Below are 14,344 nucleotides of genomic sequence, written 5' to 3'. Positions count from 1 at the left end.
AGAACATTCGATCCCTCTGGAAAGAAGCCTGTCTAGACGAGGTTGATCATGCCCATTTGCCCTCCTAGGCGGGATACGCAATCATGCCCTCAAGCCGCGCCACACGCGGATGGCATCCTTCGTTCCCTCCGCGGGATTCATAGTGCGAGTGCGCCTACTCCTCAAGTAATACCAAGCGTACCCATGATGCGCTCAAGAGAAAATGTCGCCGACCCGGTGGTTGTCCGCATCCTTGCGGAACCCAGCTCTCCTGAACCAGAAGACATCTCATGCCGATCTTGGCGGCCACCGCCGCCACCATCCAGGTTGGACTGCCAGCCGCCGATGGAGACAAGTGTGTCGGCATCTGACGTGATCGCGTCAGGAATGACGTATTCGAGCTTACGCAGCTTGTTTCCGCCTAAAGCAAGATCGCGGTGCGGAGAAGCCCTTTAGATCCTGTCGACAATGTCCGCATTTCTGTGTCCATCTACCGCCGGTTGTCGAGTCCGTGACAATCGTGTTCGGCCGGCTTCGTGGCGGACTCTCATTAACGCGTTGAGCAACATGCAGAAGTTCTTCTGAGGCTCTTTCCGCTCAGTTGGCACGACTTTTGAACCTCACATCGTGAGGCGCCAGGAGCTGCCCGCCAAAATTGATGCTGTTGTGAGGGAGGTCGAAAATTCCAGTTTTGTCATTTAACTTCTTTGGGACCGAGCGTGTTGATGCGCCCGCTTGGAAACTATGAAACGTTTCCCCGTCCATGGACGCGGCGCCACTGGTCGCGACGTACTCGCCTTCACTGTCCGCCACTGGAGCCGGCAGCCGGTGCGGCTCGCGATCATCATGGCTGCGATGCTTGCCTCCACGCTGGCTGACGTGCTGATGCCGGTCTATTCAGGTCGTCTCATCGATGCTGTTGCAGGTGGCGCTGCTGTGGCAGCACCAGCCTGGCATTCGGCCCTTGCAGCCTTCTCTGTACCGATTGCGCTTGCGCTCGCGGCCATTGCCATGCGCCACATCGCCTTCATTGGTCTGAACGACCTTTTGCTGAAGATGATGTCCGATGTCGCGAACGAAGCGTTCTATCATGTCCAGCGCTTTTCGACAGACTGGCATGCGAACAGCTTCGCCGGCTCGACAGTGCGCAAGATAACGCGCGGCATGGGGGCGCTCGACCCCCTAAACAGCACAATATTGGTCGCGCTGTTCCCGTCCTTTATCATCTTGGTAGGTTCGACGGCGCTGCTCGGCTGGCACTGGCTGGTCATGGGGCTGATCTTTGCTTGCGGCTCTCTGATCTATCTTGCGTTTTCGATTTCGCTGTCGCTCAGCTATGTCGCGCCGGCGGCGAGCCTTGCCAACCAATGGGACACAAAGCTCGGCGGCGCGCTTGCGGACGCGGTCAGTTGCAACGCTGTGGTCAAAGGCTTCGGCGCCGAGGTCCGCGAAGACGCGCGCCTTGCAAATATCATGACCAAATGGCGGCACCGCACGCGCAGGAGTTGGGTGCGCGGGACGAACATTGGCTCAACCCAAGGCGTCACTTTGGTTGCGCTCAGGGTGGCGGTGATCGGATATGCCCTGCTTCTGTGGTCGCATGGACAGGCAACGCCTGGCGAGATAGCCTATGTACTCACGTCCTTCATCGTCCTCCAGGGCTATCTGCGTGATGCCGGCATGCATGTCCGAAACGTGCAACGCTCGGTTAATGATATGGAAGAACTGGTGGCCATCCACAATCAGCCGCTGGATGTTGCGGATCGTCCGGAGGCCAAGCCGATCCGGATCACGACGGGCCGCATCGATTTCCAGAACGTCCACTTCCGCTACGCCAACCATCCCCTGCCGATCTATAGCGAATGTTCGCTGTCGATTGAGGCTGGCGAAAGGGTTGGGTTGGTTGGGCCCTCCGGTTCCGGCAAGACAACATTCGTGAAGCTCATCCAGAGACTCTATGACCTGAGCGGCGGCCGGATCCTGATAGACGGCCAGGACGTCTCCGAGGTGACCCAAGAGTCGCTCCGTTCGCAGATCGCGATCGTGCAGCAGGAGCCTATCCTGTTTCACAGGTCGCTTGCCGAGAACATCGCCTATGGCCGGCCTGGCGCGAGCCAGGCCGAGATCGAGCAAGCGGCACGGCTGGCCAGTGCGCACGACTTCATCGCGCCCCTGCCGAAGGGCTATGGGACATTGGTCGGCGAAAGGGGTTTGAAGCTCTCCGGCGGCGAGCGCCAGCGGGTGGCGATCGCGCGCGCCTTCCTCGCGAACGCGCCGATCCTTATCCTGGATGAGGCCACATCGAGCCTCGATTCGGAATCCGAGGTGCTCATTCAACAAGCGGTGGATCGGTTGATGGTGGGTCGAACCACACTCGTCATCGCACACCGGCTGTCGACAGTCCGCTCGCTCGATCGGCTGCTCGTCTTCGATCGTGGCCGCATCATGGAGGACGGCGATCATGCCGCGCTGATCGATCTCGATGGTGGCATTTACCGCCGCCTCTTCGAACGGCAGGCGTTGGAACTAGCGAAGGGCCTGGCCTGAGCGCCAACCGGGTTGCGCGATGCGCCGAGCCGTTGCCGGAGACGCGTGTGGCAGTGAGGCCTTACCGAAGAGCGGCGGGCGTTACGGCCGGCGAAACCAGCACGGCCGGAACTGTCCGCCAAGCGGGCGGGCGGGAATGCATCACGTCTAAGCTTCGGCGAATGCGCGCAGTTACACGCGGGCACCGAATTGTCGCGCCTCACGGCGAACGCACCAGAAGGGCGGGAATCTCGACGGTCATTTGGGTCCGGGAAGTGTGCGGCCCTCGCCGTTACCCACATTTCGCCAAAGGAAGCGAAGTCAACGCACATTGAAGAGGGCGGTGCTTCCCGGCCGGCTGGGAGCCCTGTCGCTGGCCCAACCTGCCGCACGCCGGCCACGTCAACGCATCAAACTCCCTTCGGTTCGCAAAGTCGTCCCCTCGGAGACCCGGAAGCGCAAGAGCTGCGCAGTCTTCGTTTAACTCTCGCCATCTGCTCCGGGGGATTGGATTCCGTTCCTTTGCTAACAGAGTGGCAGCTGAGCACGAACTCGCCGGCCTCGTGTCTTTCGATTACGGCCAACGGCATAGGAAGAGATTGGATACGCCGGCCCTCTGCGGAGCGAATGAACAGTTCTACAGATCATCGACGTCCGCGAAATTGACCTCGGCCTTTCCGGCCCAGCGCTGAACAGTGCTATGCACGTCCGGTACGGCAGGACGGCGGAATCGTAGTCTGCCGAACGTCAGCCATTGCGAAAGGTGTAGCCGTACCCGTTGATCGCCGGCGCGCCGCCTAGATGTGCGTAGAGGACCCTCGATCCCTGTGGAAAGAAGCCCCTCTGGACGAGATCGATCATCCCTTGCATCGATTTGCCCTCGTAAACGGGATCGGTAATCATGCCCTCGAGCCGCGCGCACAGACGGATTGCCTCTTTGGTTTCCTCCGATGGAACGCCATAACCCGGGTACGCGTAGTCCTTGAACAACACCACGTCTTCCTCGACAATTTCCGCTCCGAGGTGGACGAGCTTCGCTGTATTTCGGGCGATGCCAAGCACCTGCGCCTTGGTCTTGGCGGGCATGGCGGAGGCATCGATACCGATCACGTTGCGCTGTCGACCATCCTTGGCGAACCCGACGAGCATGCCGCCGTGGGTTGAACCAGTCACCGTACAGACGACGATATAGTCGAAGGCAAACCCAAGCTGCTCTTCCTGGGCACGCACCTCCTCAGCGAACCCCACATAGCCCAGGCCGCCGTATTTGTGGACAGAGGCGCCGGCAGGTATCGCGTATGGCCTGCCGCCCCTTGCCTTGACCTCATAAAGTGCCTTTTCCCAGCTGCGGCGGATGCCGATGTCAAAGCCCTCGTCAACCAGGCGCACCTCTGCCCCCATGATGCGGCTCAAGAGGATATTGCCGACCCGGTCGTAGACGGCATCATCATGTGGGACCCAGCTCTCCTGGACCAGGAGGCATTTCATGCCGATCTTGGCGGCGACCGCAGCGACCATGCGCGTATGGTTGGACTGCACGCCACCGATTGTGACGAGCGTATCGGCATCTGACGCGATCGCGTCGGGCACAATGTATTCGAGCTTGCGCAGCTTGTTTCCGCCGAACGCGAGACCGGAGTTGCAGTCCTCGCGTTTGACGTAGATTTCCACCTTGTCGCCCAGATGCTTGCCGAGGCGGTCGAGCCTCTCGATCGGCGTGGGTCCAAAGGTGAGCGGATAACGTTCGAATTTTTCCAGCATGCTTTCTCCAGCAAGAGGTGATTGGTCTGAACCAGCTACGAACCGGTCAGCCCAAGGGCTTATTGACTTGATGCCAGCTTGCATTTTCAGACGGTGCAGAACAGCTCCATTCGTCATTTTCCAGCGCCGCGTTGTCACCGCGACAAAGCAATCCGCATGCCGGCGTTCCGCAACGGCTCTTGTGTGCCTAGGCAACCCAAACACCTGCATACTCCCGGCGTTAAAACAAACCGGAATTCGGTCGCCTCTGACTATGCCAAACACATTGAACGATCCGCTCAGTGATCAGAGCGATCCAACTAGTGTCGATCTGAGCACTGCTCTTGCGACCGCGCCTAAAAGCAACAGCGCTAAGCTGGGCAACTGGGACACAGCTGAAATTTCATTCCGCAGCTGATCAGAGTTCAGACGACTGATACCCGAGCTTTCCTGGAACTATCGGCATGCTGGCCCCTGTGGCGAGTTCCACGAGCGCGGCTAGACTGCCGGATCAGAAAGAGTAGGCGGCCGAAATAGCAGGCCTGAAGCAGCAGCGAACATGCCAGCGTCGTGACGACTGCCACACGGGGCGAATGCGAAGCGAAGTAAACCATCGACGCATTGCTGCACAGGATCAGCCCCACGAGCCGACAAAAGATATGAAGTGTAACGCCGTTCTCCTGGTTTTTTCGGCCTGATCATGCTGCGAGCTCGTCGGCCGCAACATGGGTCTGGCAGTTCTTGGGGCAGACGCGGGCGCAGGCTCCGCAGCCGATGCAGCGGCCAGCATTGTCGACAACCATGATCATGCGATTGAGCTCGCCATCGAAATCGTCGTCCTCGTCATCGCAGGGGCCGAGGATTTCACCCGCATCATCGACGCCGTGAAGATGCATGACATCGCGCGAGCAGACCTTGAAACAACGGCCGCAGCCGATGCAGGTCTTGCTATCGATGGAGGTCAGGTACGACGGCATCCAAAGGGAGCCGTCACGGGTGGTGAATGTGCGCATCATCCTAAATTCTTCATTGAAGCGAGTTCTCTCTTGGCAACATCCAACTCGGCATAAACGGCGTGGGTTTTCTCGGCGACTTCCTGTATGTCGGCCCACTTGCCCGGCAGACCCTCGACAAGGTCCTGCAATGCCATCTTGGCAATAGCTGCACGCAACTGGAGTTTTCGGACTTTATTCCTCATCTTATCTAGGTCTGACATAGATCCTTCCTGGAACAATGGTTTTCTTGATGCGCGCCATCTCGGGCTAGGCTTCAATGGCTGCAGTCGCATCGTCGACCAGTTTCGTACCGGCCTCAGCCAGTTTGCGGAAAGTCTCGAAGCCGAACCGGTGGACGTCTCGATAGAACGACCAACCGCCGGAAGCCCCCACGGGTTTCATTTCTATTGTCGGCGACGTCGACACGCCGGAGCGCTCCTCGATCGCAAGCGCTACGGCGGTGTAAAACATGTCGAGCCTCCACAGCGCGTCAGGATCGGGATCGCCGCCAAAGGGTACCGCACGTTGCTGTTGCTTGGTGATGATGAACTCGGCCAGCAGCTCGGCATCCGAATGGCCTTCCCATAAGCCGAAGGAATCCTGAGTACGAATGAGCCGCAGGAGGCATTTGACGAACGGGGAAGCAAGGGCCTCGCCGTCCCCGTGGACAGCAGGGCCAACCGGTTCATGAGGAATTTCGCTTTTCCCCAATTTCAGTACTCCTCTTGAAGGACGATCTCTTTTTCTGCGATGTGTGGTTCGGGCGCTTGCGTGGGCGGGGAATGGCTTGGGCGAGCCGATCCCACGCAACAGTGTCCCGTGGCCGACCTCGAGCACGTCCACCAATGCGAGACCTTTCACCGCGGCGCGAACGCCTGCGCCGCGGTTCGACCCGAGGTAAACGCAATGGAAATTCCACCTGCCGCAAGCCGCGCACTTTTGCGGCATCGACGTTATTGCTGCGAAGTGCGCCTGGGCGGGCGGATTTGCCGGTGTTCAATTCCAATTGTCATGCCCTTCGCGATCCTTGCTCAGGAAGTGACAGCGTTTTGAGTTTCGGAAGTCTTGTTTTGCGGAGCCACACAGAGACCCGCGTGACAGGCAGGCTCACCCGTGTAGTTGGCCAGGGCTTGGAGCAACGAGGTGAGGTAGCGCTGTTTGGTTTGGTCCGGCACTGGCTCCGAATGGTCCAGCGATTTGATTGCCACCTCGATCAACTCGATCGCCCGGTCCTTGTTGCCGCTCTCGTAATAATACTGAGCGACCGGAAAGTAACACCCGAATTTAAAGTCTCCATCGCCTTGCGGAGGATTAAGTTCCAGGATCTGTTCGGAGAGCTCCTTGCCCATCGCAAAGCGATCATCATGCGGAAGATGGGAGTTGTCGATCGTGGGATGGAAGAGTTGGTTCAGCGCCATCACCACCCAAGACATCGCTTCGAACTTTTTGTTGATCGCGTCCTCGACCAATTCGCGCATAAGCGGCAAGCCGGTTTTGATGTCGCGCAGCTTGTGAAGCAGAATATCCGCATGAACCCGCCGAAAATCAAAAGAGTCTGGCATCACGGCGAGGCCTTCTTCGATGGCCAATAGTGCCGCTGCCCAATCCTCGTCCTGCATCGCCGGCCCAAGTTTGGCGTATATCGGCTGACTCAGCGACGATTCGCGCACACGCGAGATTCGCTTTGCATCGACGGCTTTCGCTTCATAGCTGCTGCGCCAGCTGCCGTTAAGGACTTTCGGCAAAACGTCATCGAGAGGTGCCGGGTGGCCGATATAAGCGATGTGGCCGTCGCGGTCGACCACGAACGAGGTGGGAATCCCGAACGAAGAGCTGGGTTCCAGCCAGAGCTTTTTCATTTCGCCAGTGCAATCGAACGCTGTCCGATAATTCAGATTCGGGAACTTCTCGGTCAGCCAGGCATCCACGTTGGTCCGCGCTTCGTCCGCGGTTGCAGCCTTTTCGCAAGCTGCGACTCCGATAATCTCAAATCCGCTGTCTTTATATTTCTCCTGCAGTTCGATCAAATGGGGCATGGCGTGGACACATGGTCGGCACCAAGTCGCCCAAAATTCAACGAGGTAGACCTTGCCGGGCCGAAGGCTCGTGAGGGGCTCGCCACGCAGCCAGTTCTCCACTTTCAGCGCAGGAGCCGGGGACCCCATACGCAGTTCCATCTTGGTGTCCAAAGTCATTCCACACCTTTCGTCTCTTTTGTCGCGGAATATTTTCCAGTCAAAATCGGACACGGTCTCGAGGGCATTGCTCCCTCTCGCTTGCTTCAGCGGAGCTCTCACCGTGTTGCCGCACATCAAGCACGGCAAAGGGCATGCCAACCCTTCTTAGCTTCGGCAAGCGCCGGTACCGCCTTGAATAAGCGAGCCCTAACACGGCCAGCTGACGTTAACCTGAATGTCGGCTTTCGACGGCTCACCTTAGCGGCTGCCGTTTAGGAAGGTGAGAGTTTGGCTGGCCCGCTGGCGATAAGACCGGCTTCGGCGTCCTGGAGTAGTCGCACTTCGGCGATGGGGTCGAAAGTGCGGGAGAGGCTCGGTACCCTTGCAGCCACCGCCGCATGTGGCCCGGCGTCATAATTCGCGTCGCGGTTGCCAACGGCGGCGTTGGGCTCGATCCACGTGGCGTTGAGCCCGACAGCACGTAAAGCTGCATCGTGATTGAATGCCCTTTGCTGTTTCACGCCAAGCAGGAGTCGCGCGACGCTACCTTGCTCAAGCGCGAGCAGAGCGATCTGACGCCGTAGGAATATTGCTCGTCCCGCTTTTGCCGCCAGAGGCGGAAATCTTTCCTGAATGCCACCGCCGATCATCAATATCGACGAATCATATCCCGCTGCCCATTTGTTCGACTCCGAGGTCGGGCCAGCACTCCGTCAAGGGACGGTTGATGAACCCTAGATGCTCGGGATTGGCGCATGGCGCGCGCCGCAGAAGGCTGTCAAGGATGCGGCGCGCTCGCCAGGCCAGCAGCCCAAAGTTCGGATCAGCCAGCCCGCGCTGTCCAAGGCAGGCGTTCTGAACGAAAAGGCGTCGGTCTCGCGGTCCGTCCCAGTACACCGAAAAATCCTCGCCGATGGCGAGCTCATTGCCGATCTGTTCGAGGCGATCTGCGATCGGTTCTAGGAAACCCGGCAGCGGTTTCTCGTACCCGGTGGCCAGGATGACGATATCGGCGGTTACTTCTCCGATGTTGTCCAAGCCGCGTTGCAGCGTGAGCCTGTGCCCTGCTCCGGCATTGATGCAGCGCGACACGTTGCAACTTGGCCGCAATGTGATCTCGCATTGGTGTGGCTCGAGAAAGGCGTGGTGGTAGAGCGCCTGATAGACCGCGCGCAACTTGCTTTCTGAAATGCCCTCGGAGGCAAGCGCGAAACGCCGCAGGAACAGCTGTCGATGCACCTCGCTCATCGCAGCAAAACGATCCGAGAAGCATGGCGTGAACAGCCCGTTTGTGAACGCGTGGTCGTCGAAAGGCATCTCGCGCGTCAAGACCCATGTGATCGCCGCGGGCCGCCGTTCTTTCGGCCGGCCGACAAGGTGCAGTAGCAGCTCGGCTCCCGACTGTCCGCCGCCAACAACGCAGACATGCTTTTTTTGCACCTCAGGATTGATGTGGGCCAACTCAGATGAGTGGAACAGGTTGGGTCCAGTCCAGCCATGAAACTGAGGCGGAATTTGCGCCTGCTTGCCTATGTCGATGACGAGGTTTCTTGCATCAAGGACCGCGTTGTCCGTCCGCACGCGAAACTCGCCGTCAAAGCGGATTTCGCGAACGGCCTCGCCGCCACGGACAAGCGGATTCTTCTGGAACGCCCAGTTGAGATATTGGGCGAACTCGGCTCTAAGCACCCCGTGAAATTGCGCATTGAGGAAATTGTAAAGACGCCCGTTCTCGTGGAGGTAGTTTACGAATGTGTAGGCTGATCGCGGATTGACCAGAGTAACCAGATCCTGGAAGTGGCCGACCTGGAGCTCCGCGCAATCGAAAGCGCTGCCTGGATGTCCTCGGAAATCGACCTCCCGGTCCAGGAACAGTGCCCCTTGCGCAATCTCTTCCTGTATCTGACACGCAAGGCTCAAATTAGATGGTCCAGCACCCACACCAATACAAAAGAGGTCCACTTATCCTTACTCCTCTAGGAGTGTTTTCCAACTCAGCGGCATGTTGACGTCGATTGCCGGGCATTGAGCAATGCGAACCTCACAGGCATGCTTGAGCCGCGGTCCCGACTGAGAGGACAGCAAAAGCGTGTGCCGCCTTCCAGGTCTTGGGCTCAATGTCGGCGGCATCGACAGCGGCGCGGCGTGATCCGAACCCAAGAGCAGAAGGAAAGTGTGTGATGCTGTCGCGCGGCTCTTCCGGATCTTACGGCGGCTTCTAGCGCCGGCCTCCACCCCAGGAGTGGCTGTTTCCCTGCCACGACGGAAGCGGCTCTTTCTTTCGAGGGGCGTAACCATGGATAACGGCTCTTAATGCTTTCGGAGACTCCCATGCATGCGGCGTGCCGGATAAAGACCTGTCAAACCAACGAGTTCGCGCAGTTCCAGCTCGTCTGGAATCCGACATTGTCGCACGCCCGACGATCGGGCAGGGGAAGCTCCGCGGCAGCGGCCCTTGCACACCGCAGGCTGACAGGGACAGCCGCCGATTTGACGCGCGTCCGGGTACTGATAAGGGGCCTTCCAACAGGGTTCGCGCACGAGGCGGGGTCTCCTGGTACACCCGCCCTGTGGCTTGGCTGCGGTCTGCTGCAGCCGTTCGTCTTTACTGCCCGTTGCGGACGATCTCGCACGAGTTGGTTCACGAGAGCGTCGTGAAGCAGTCGAGGCGTCCGGTTTGGCTCTGACAAGCGTCGCAAGATGTTCGCGGATCCAGCCATGTCTCCGCAATCCGACCGGTAACCGACGACGACTTCGGACTGGTTGGCGGTCCTACGACCTGATCGGTGTTCCTACGGAGCTGATCAGCGAGCCAAAAACAGCGGCAATGTGGTCTTCCCAAAGCTCCAGCTCGGCGGACCGCCGAAAATCCGCTCACGCAGCCCACGGCTGCCATAAGCACCCATAACCATCATGTCAGCACAGATGTCGTTCGCGTGCTGGGTCAGCACTGTGCCCGCCGATTTGCCGGCGCTCTTAAGCAGGTCAACGGAGACCCGAGCACCGTGCCGAGTAAGATAGGCAGCGATGTCAGCTCCAGACTGCGCGCCTTTCCCGTTGTTTTGCGCCTTTGGATCGACCATAGCGACACAGACTTCCTTGGCAGCGGATAGGATACTAAGAGCTTCCCGAACCGCACGCGAGGCCTCTACACGCGAATCCCAGCCGACCAGCACGCGTCGAGGCGACAGCGTCGCCTTAACGCCCTTCGGCACGATGAGCACCGGCTTTCCGCTATCGAACAAGCAGCCGTTGACAACAGGAGGTCCGAGAGTCTCATCGTTGAGGAGGTCTCCTCCAACGATCGTCAGGTCAGCGCAGAGCGCCCGCTGTCGTGCCACTTCACCGAGGCTAGCCGGATCGCAATAGTCGGTGTCAACGTCACAGGAAAGCGACATAGCTTTCAGCCTTTTGAGGATATCCGCGGACCGTCTTTCCATTCTGGTCACGTCCTGTGAAAATTTCTCGATTTGCTGAAATCGATAGTTCGGTACTGCAATTGCCTGTGCACGTCCTGTATTCCATTCGGGGGCGGAGACAACATCAAGAGCAATGGAGGCGGTATAATGAGTACCGATAGGTGCGCGCCGACCTCGGCACACAGTCCGGCAGCTGTTGTGAGGTCCTCATCAGAATGATCAGCACCCGTCACACTGAATATGCTTTTAAATTCCATTTGCCTGCTTCTCCTGGTCTTCGTTAGGAGCGCCTCAAAGCGGCAACACCGCTCTCAGGAGGAAGAGAGAGCGGCACCACGTTCGATCACCGATTTCAGTCGTCCGGCTTCTCGAGCGAGTAGCCGGCCGACCTGACGGTGCGAATGACGCTGCCGGGCAAGGCCGTTTTCAGCGCCCTCCTGATTCGGCTGATATGGACATCGACGGTGCGTGCACCGACATGAATGTTGGGCAGCCAGGCCGCCCCGATAAGCTCGTCCCGGCTGAAGACCTTGCCGGGGGCCTCAATCATAAGCCGCAGCACGTTGAAATCGATCCGTCCGAGATGGATGTCGTGGCCATTACCGCGAACCCGATGGGCATCGAGCTTCATCTCCAGGCCTCCACAACAAATCCAACTGTCGTTTTCAACCCCGTTCGGACCACGCTTGGTCAGCCCGAGCCTCGCCCGCAGGCAGTCGAGCAGCTTGGCCGGAGCCACCGGCCGCACAAAGCTCTCAACGCCTGCCTTCAAGAGATCGAGGTGCTGGTGCTCGGCGCCAGGCGCGATCAGGGCGATGATAGGCAGGTCGGTGGTGCGCGGTTCCCGCTTGAGGTGGGCGCAAATTGCGGACCCGTTTATGCTGGCTGGGTCGCAATCCAGCACTACGGCCTGAAGCTCCCGTTGTTCGGCCAAGGCCAGCGCAGCCTTCGCGCCGTCTGCCGTCTCACTGCTGAAACCGTCAACCTCCAGTATGTGGCTGTAGAGCAGATAGAACTCGGCATCTTGCGAGCAGATCAGGACCAGCGGCTTCTTCATCGGCGATACCCCAACAACCTGGTCGGCCTCGAGTCCCTGGATCGAGGGGACTGGCCAACATAGTTTCTCGGGTCCGTCATGATGGCCTTTCTCGAAAATCGCGCCCATCATGCCAGCGCCACGTGGGGAAAGGTTTCGATGACTGAAATCGCATCGTCGACCAGCTTCGTACCGGCCGTGGCGAGCTTCAGGAGCGTCTCGAAGCCAAACCGGTGGACATCGCGCAGCGTTTTGGACAAAACGACCAGCCGTCCGGTCGTGAAAAGCACCCGACCAAAACCCTCATGGCTCACCTGGATCATCGGCGATGCCATAAGGCCGCAGCGCTCCTCGATCGCAAGCCCGATGGCGGCGTAGTACTTGTCGAGCCTCCACAGCACGTCGGGATCGGGATCTCCGATGATTGGGATCCCTCGGCGCTGTTCCTTGGTAATGATGAAGTCGCCCAGCAGCTCAGCGTCCGCTTTGCGTTCCCACGAGCCATAGGAATCCTGAGAACGGATCAGCCGCACGAGGCATTTGACGAACGGGGTGCAAAGAGCCGCCTCGTCTTCGGCGACAGCTGGGGGGATTGCGGGGTCAGGCATTGGCGTCCTCCTCTTTTCAGTCCTCGTCCTCGAAGGACGGTTTCTTTTCGGCAATGCCCGCTCGCGCCAGCACCTTGCGCAGCCAAGGCGGAGGACACGTCCTGAGCATCATCTGCGTGCGCAAGAGCACCTGTGGGATCGATTGGGGCTCCGCCACTTTGATCGGGTGGATTTTTGCCGCGACAAGCTTGGCTGCCGAAGGGCCGCCAATTGCCAGACAAAACAGGATCTGACAGCCCTTGAGCGCATCCACCTTTGGCGTGATGCGATCATCGCGCTCGGCCCGATGCTCCCCGCTTTCATCGGACACGTCATCGAAGGCCACGGCTTCTACGAGATTCCATTCCTCGCGCGTCACGTCGTAGACAGCAAAGCGCCTGGCCGACCCGAAATGGGCGTTGAGGTCCTGCATGTCCTGAGTGGCGATCGCAACGCGCAATGCGCCCTTACGTCGTTCAGGCATCGGGGCGAAAACCTCACTACTGACCAGCGAGAGGCGGCGAACAGCGTTCATCGTGATATTTCTCGATTACGGAGTGGATCAAGCGCCTCAGGAGTGGGCGCGTGTTGGTTGGCCTGGAAGATGCTGGCGACCTCGAAGATCATGTCGCGGGTGCCCTGATAGAGAATTGCGAGCTTGTGCTGGCTGCCTAGTCGATCGAAGACCGGGAACCCGATGCGCATGAGCGGAATTCGGAGCCGCTCCGATGCTTGGCGCCCGTGCGAATGCGTGACAAGCAGGTCAGCACCGACGGCAAGACTTTCCAGATCGCCGAGATCGCCGATCTGAACCGAAACCGCCGGGACTTTCTCGAGAATTTTAGACCTGTCGGTCGTTGTGACGGCCGCGGCTATCTCGGAGCCGAGGCCAGCAAAGAAGGTCGCAAGTTGGAACAGCTGGTCTGGTTCGGCAGCGATGGCAATTTTCTTGCCGCCGAAATGGAAATGTCCGTCGAGCATCGCGTCCTGCAATTGCGCCCGGCGCCGGCGCACGCGGGCCGGTACCGCCGCGCCCGAAATCGCAGACAGCAGCGACACGAAGCGGTCCGTGTCCTGCAGCCCAGTCAGTGACTGGAACAACACGTAAGGCACGCCGGTCAACCCGTGCAGCGCTTTCGCCGGGCGGCGCATGTGCTCACCGATGGCGATGCATTGCATGGCCGTGCCCAACTCGCGAATGTCTTCGACGCTGGTGCCGCCGTATGTGGTCGCTACCCAGCGGTCAGGAACCGTACCGTCGAGCGAGCCTGAAATGTCGGGCAGAATAACCGGCTTGAGCCCAAAGCTTTCAACCATGTCCCGCATATGCTCGATGTCGGCGATAGAGAGGTTGCATCCGGGCAGGATTGCGATCTTCTTCGGGTGCCGCGCCCGTTCGCCCGAGCGCGTAATCCCTTCGATCATTGCGGTGACTGCCTTGGCCCAGCCCTCTTCGATCGCGCCGTCAAAATCCGGCGTGTTGGCCAGCACGACCTCCGTACCCGCAAGCTGTTGCGTGTGCTTCCGCATGATGTTGGCAATATCACCCGCGCAATCTTCGCCACGCGTCTCCACCAGCGCGGTCGTGCACACCCCGATCAGCGTTGGCTTCGTGCGGTTCTTGAGGTTGAGGATCGCCTCTTCCAGATGGTCGGCTGCGCCGAGGATGGTCGCCACCTCATCCATCGCCGTAGTCTGCAAGGGAATCGCTTCTTTGAAGTGCCGCACGAAGAGAACGAGCGCAAAGCTTGTGCAGCCTTGGCTGCCGTGGAACAGCGGCATCGCACCGTCGACGCCAAGAAAGGCAAAGGCGGCACCCAGCGGCTGCGACGACTTCAGCGGGTTGACTGCCGCCGATTTGCTCTGGGGAAGGATGCGGGCCATC

General features: G+C 59.4%; 14 protein-coding genes and 2 pseudogenes. 2 read left to right on the top strand and 14 right to left on the bottom strand.

The window, feature by feature from the left end; all coding sequences use genetic code 11:
• Positions 1–235: 235 nt before the first annotated feature.
• Positions 236–410: pseudogene (locus EJ069_RS26960) on the bottom strand (aminocyclopropane-1-carboxylate deaminase/D-cysteine desulfhydrase family protein); the annotation flags it as partial.
• 313 nt (positions 411–723) lie between these two features.
• On the opposite strand from EJ069_RS26960, the gene EJ069_RS26955 reads away from it, so the two are divergent.
• Positions 724–2,526: an ABC transporter ATP-binding protein gene (locus EJ069_RS26955; protein ID WP_126063831.1), complete on the top strand. Its 1,803-nt coding sequence runs from the start codon at positions 724–726 to the stop codon at positions 2,524–2,526.
• Positions 2,527–2,970: 444 nt separating this feature from the next.
• Positions 2,971–3,196, top strand: a pseudogene (locus tag EJ069_RS33455) (7-cyano-7-deazaguanine synthase); the annotation flags it as partial.
• A 56-nt stretch (positions 3,197–3,252) separates the two neighbouring features.
• Here EJ069_RS33455 and EJ069_RS26950 read toward each other — a convergent pair.
• From EJ069_RS26950 to nifN, 13 genes are all read right to left on the bottom strand, one after another.
• The gene (locus EJ069_RS26950) at positions 3,253–4,266 is read right to left on the bottom strand and encodes a 1-aminocyclopropane-1-carboxylate deaminase (protein WP_126063830.1); all 1,014 of its coding nucleotides are present in this window, start codon (positions 4,264–4,266) and stop codon (positions 3,253–3,255) included.
• Between the two features lie 404 nt (positions 4,267–4,670).
• Positions 4,671–4,859, bottom strand: coding sequence for an exopolysaccharide production repressor protein (locus tag EJ069_RS26945; protein WP_126063829.1), 189 nt, complete (start codon positions 4,857–4,859; stop codon positions 4,671–4,673).
• Positions 4,860–4,943: 84 nt separating this feature from the next.
• Entirely contained in the window at positions 4,944–5,261 is a 318-nt protein-coding gene (fdxB, locus tag EJ069_RS26940) for a ferredoxin III, nif-specific (protein WP_189475995.1), read from the bottom strand.
• The gene (locus tag EJ069_RS26935; RefSeq protein ID WP_095517143.1) at positions 5,258–5,461 is read right to left on the bottom strand and encodes a CCE_0567 family metalloprotein; all 204 of its coding nucleotides are present in this window, start codon (positions 5,459–5,461) and stop codon (positions 5,258–5,260) included. Before EJ069_RS26935 ends, fdxB begins: the two co-directional genes overlap by 4 nt.
• 46 nt (positions 5,462–5,507) lie before the next feature.
• Positions 5,508–5,951 carry a DUF269 domain-containing protein gene (locus tag EJ069_RS26930; RefSeq protein ID WP_245456299.1) on the bottom strand — a complete coding sequence of 148 codons (444 nt, stop codon included), beginning with the start codon at positions 5,949–5,951 and terminating at the stop codon, positions 5,508–5,510.
• Between the two features lie 320 nt (positions 5,952–6,271).
• Positions 6,272–7,417 carry a TlpA disulfide reductase family protein gene (locus tag EJ069_RS26925; protein ID WP_063170388.1) on the bottom strand — a complete coding sequence of 382 codons (1,146 nt, stop codon included), beginning with the start codon at positions 7,415–7,417 and terminating at the stop codon, positions 6,272–6,274.
• Between the two features lie 272 nt (positions 7,418–7,689).
• The gene (locus tag EJ069_RS26920; protein ID WP_024505270.1) at positions 7,690–8,067 is read right to left on the bottom strand and encodes a hypothetical protein; all 378 of its coding nucleotides are present in this window, start codon (positions 8,065–8,067) and stop codon (positions 7,690–7,692) included.
• A 13-nt stretch (positions 8,068–8,080) separates the two neighbouring features.
• Positions 8,081–9,379 carry a SidA/IucD/PvdA family monooxygenase gene (locus tag EJ069_RS26915; RefSeq protein ID WP_063169368.1) on the bottom strand — a complete coding sequence of 433 codons (1,299 nt, stop codon included), beginning with the start codon at positions 9,377–9,379 and terminating at the stop codon, positions 8,081–8,083.
• An 842-nt stretch (positions 9,380–10,221) separates the two neighbouring features.
• The gene (locus tag EJ069_RS26910; protein ID WP_245456297.1) at positions 10,222–10,857 is read right to left on the bottom strand and encodes a universal stress protein; all 636 of its coding nucleotides are present in this window, start codon (positions 10,855–10,857) and stop codon (positions 10,222–10,224) included.
• A 331-nt stretch (positions 10,858–11,188) separates the two neighbouring features.
• Positions 11,189–12,004, bottom strand: coding sequence for a response regulator transcription factor (locus EJ069_RS26905; protein ID WP_063169370.1), 816 nt, complete (start codon positions 12,002–12,004; stop codon positions 11,189–11,191).
• Positions 12,001–12,480 (bottom strand): NifX-associated nitrogen fixation protein, encoded by a 480-nt coding sequence (locus EJ069_RS26900; RefSeq protein WP_024505267.1) that lies wholly within the window; start codon positions 12,478–12,480, stop codon positions 12,001–12,003. The genes EJ069_RS26905 and EJ069_RS26900 overlap by 4 nt, the downstream gene beginning before the upstream one ends.
• A 16-nt stretch (positions 12,481–12,496) precedes the next feature.
• Positions 12,497–12,994, bottom strand: coding sequence for a nitrogen fixation protein NifX (gene nifX, locus EJ069_RS26895; RefSeq protein WP_063169371.1), 498 nt, complete (start codon positions 12,992–12,994; stop codon positions 12,497–12,499).
• Positions 12,991–14,343 (bottom strand): nitrogenase iron-molybdenum cofactor biosynthesis protein NifN, encoded by a 1,353-nt coding sequence (gene nifN, locus EJ069_RS26890; RefSeq protein WP_126063827.1) that lies wholly within the window; start codon positions 14,341–14,343, stop codon positions 12,991–12,993. Before nifN ends, nifX begins: the two co-directional genes overlap by 4 nt.
• Position 14,344 lies beyond the last annotated feature (1 nt).

The sequence above is a fragment of the Mesorhizobium sp. M2A.F.Ca.ET.043.05.1.1 genome (genome assembly GCF_003952445.1).
Taxonomy (GTDB): domain Bacteria; phylum Pseudomonadota; class Alphaproteobacteria; order Rhizobiales; family Rhizobiaceae; genus Mesorhizobium.
Note: the sequence above shows the minus strand (reverse complement) of the source record. Positions and strands in the feature narration are given on the sequence as shown.

Excerpts from the sequence above, each read along its gene's own strand:
- EJ069_RS26955 (WP_126063831.1), top strand. The coding sequence starts at position 724 with ATGAAACGTTTCCCCGTCCATGGACGCGGCGCCACTGGTCGCGACGTA.
- EJ069_RS26950 (WP_126063830.1), bottom strand. The coding sequence starts at position 4,266 with ATGCTGGAAAAATTCGAACGTTATCCGCTCACCTTTGGACCCACGCCG.
- EJ069_RS26945 (WP_126063829.1), bottom strand. The coding sequence starts at position 4,859 with ATGGTTTACTTCGCTTCGCATTCGCCCCGTGTGGCAGTCGTCACGACG.
- fdxB (WP_189475995.1), bottom strand. The coding sequence starts at position 5,261 with ATGATGCGCACATTCACCACCCGTGACGGCTCCCTTTGGATGCCGTCG.
- EJ069_RS26935 (WP_095517143.1), bottom strand. The coding sequence starts at position 5,461 with ATGTCAGACCTAGATAAGATGAGGAATAAAGTCCGAAAACTCCAGTTG.
- EJ069_RS26925 (WP_063170388.1), bottom strand. The coding sequence starts at position 7,417 with ATGGAACTGCGTATGGGGTCCCCGGCTCCTGCGCTGAAAGTGGAGAAC.
- EJ069_RS26920 (WP_024505270.1), bottom strand. The coding sequence starts at position 8,067 with ATGATCGGCGGTGGCATTCAGGAAAGATTTCCGCCTCTGGCGGCAAAA.
- EJ069_RS26910 (WP_245456297.1), bottom strand. The coding sequence starts at position 10,857 with ATGGAAAGACGGTCCGCGGATATCCTCAAAAGGCTGAAAGCTATGTCG.
- EJ069_RS26905 (WP_063169370.1), bottom strand. The coding sequence starts at position 12,004 with ATGATGGGCGCGATTTTCGAGAAAGGCCATCATGACGGACCCGAGAAA.
- EJ069_RS26900 (WP_024505267.1), bottom strand. The coding sequence starts at position 12,480 with ATGCCTGACCCCGCAATCCCCCCAGCTGTCGCCGAAGACGAGGCGGCT.
- nifX (WP_063169371.1), bottom strand. The coding sequence starts at position 12,994 with ATGAACGCTGTTCGCCGCCTCTCGCTGGTCAGTAGTGAGGTTTTCGCC.
- nifN (WP_126063827.1), bottom strand. The coding sequence starts at position 14,343 with ATGGCCCGCATCCTTCCCCAGAGCAAATCGGCGGCAGTCAACCCGCTG.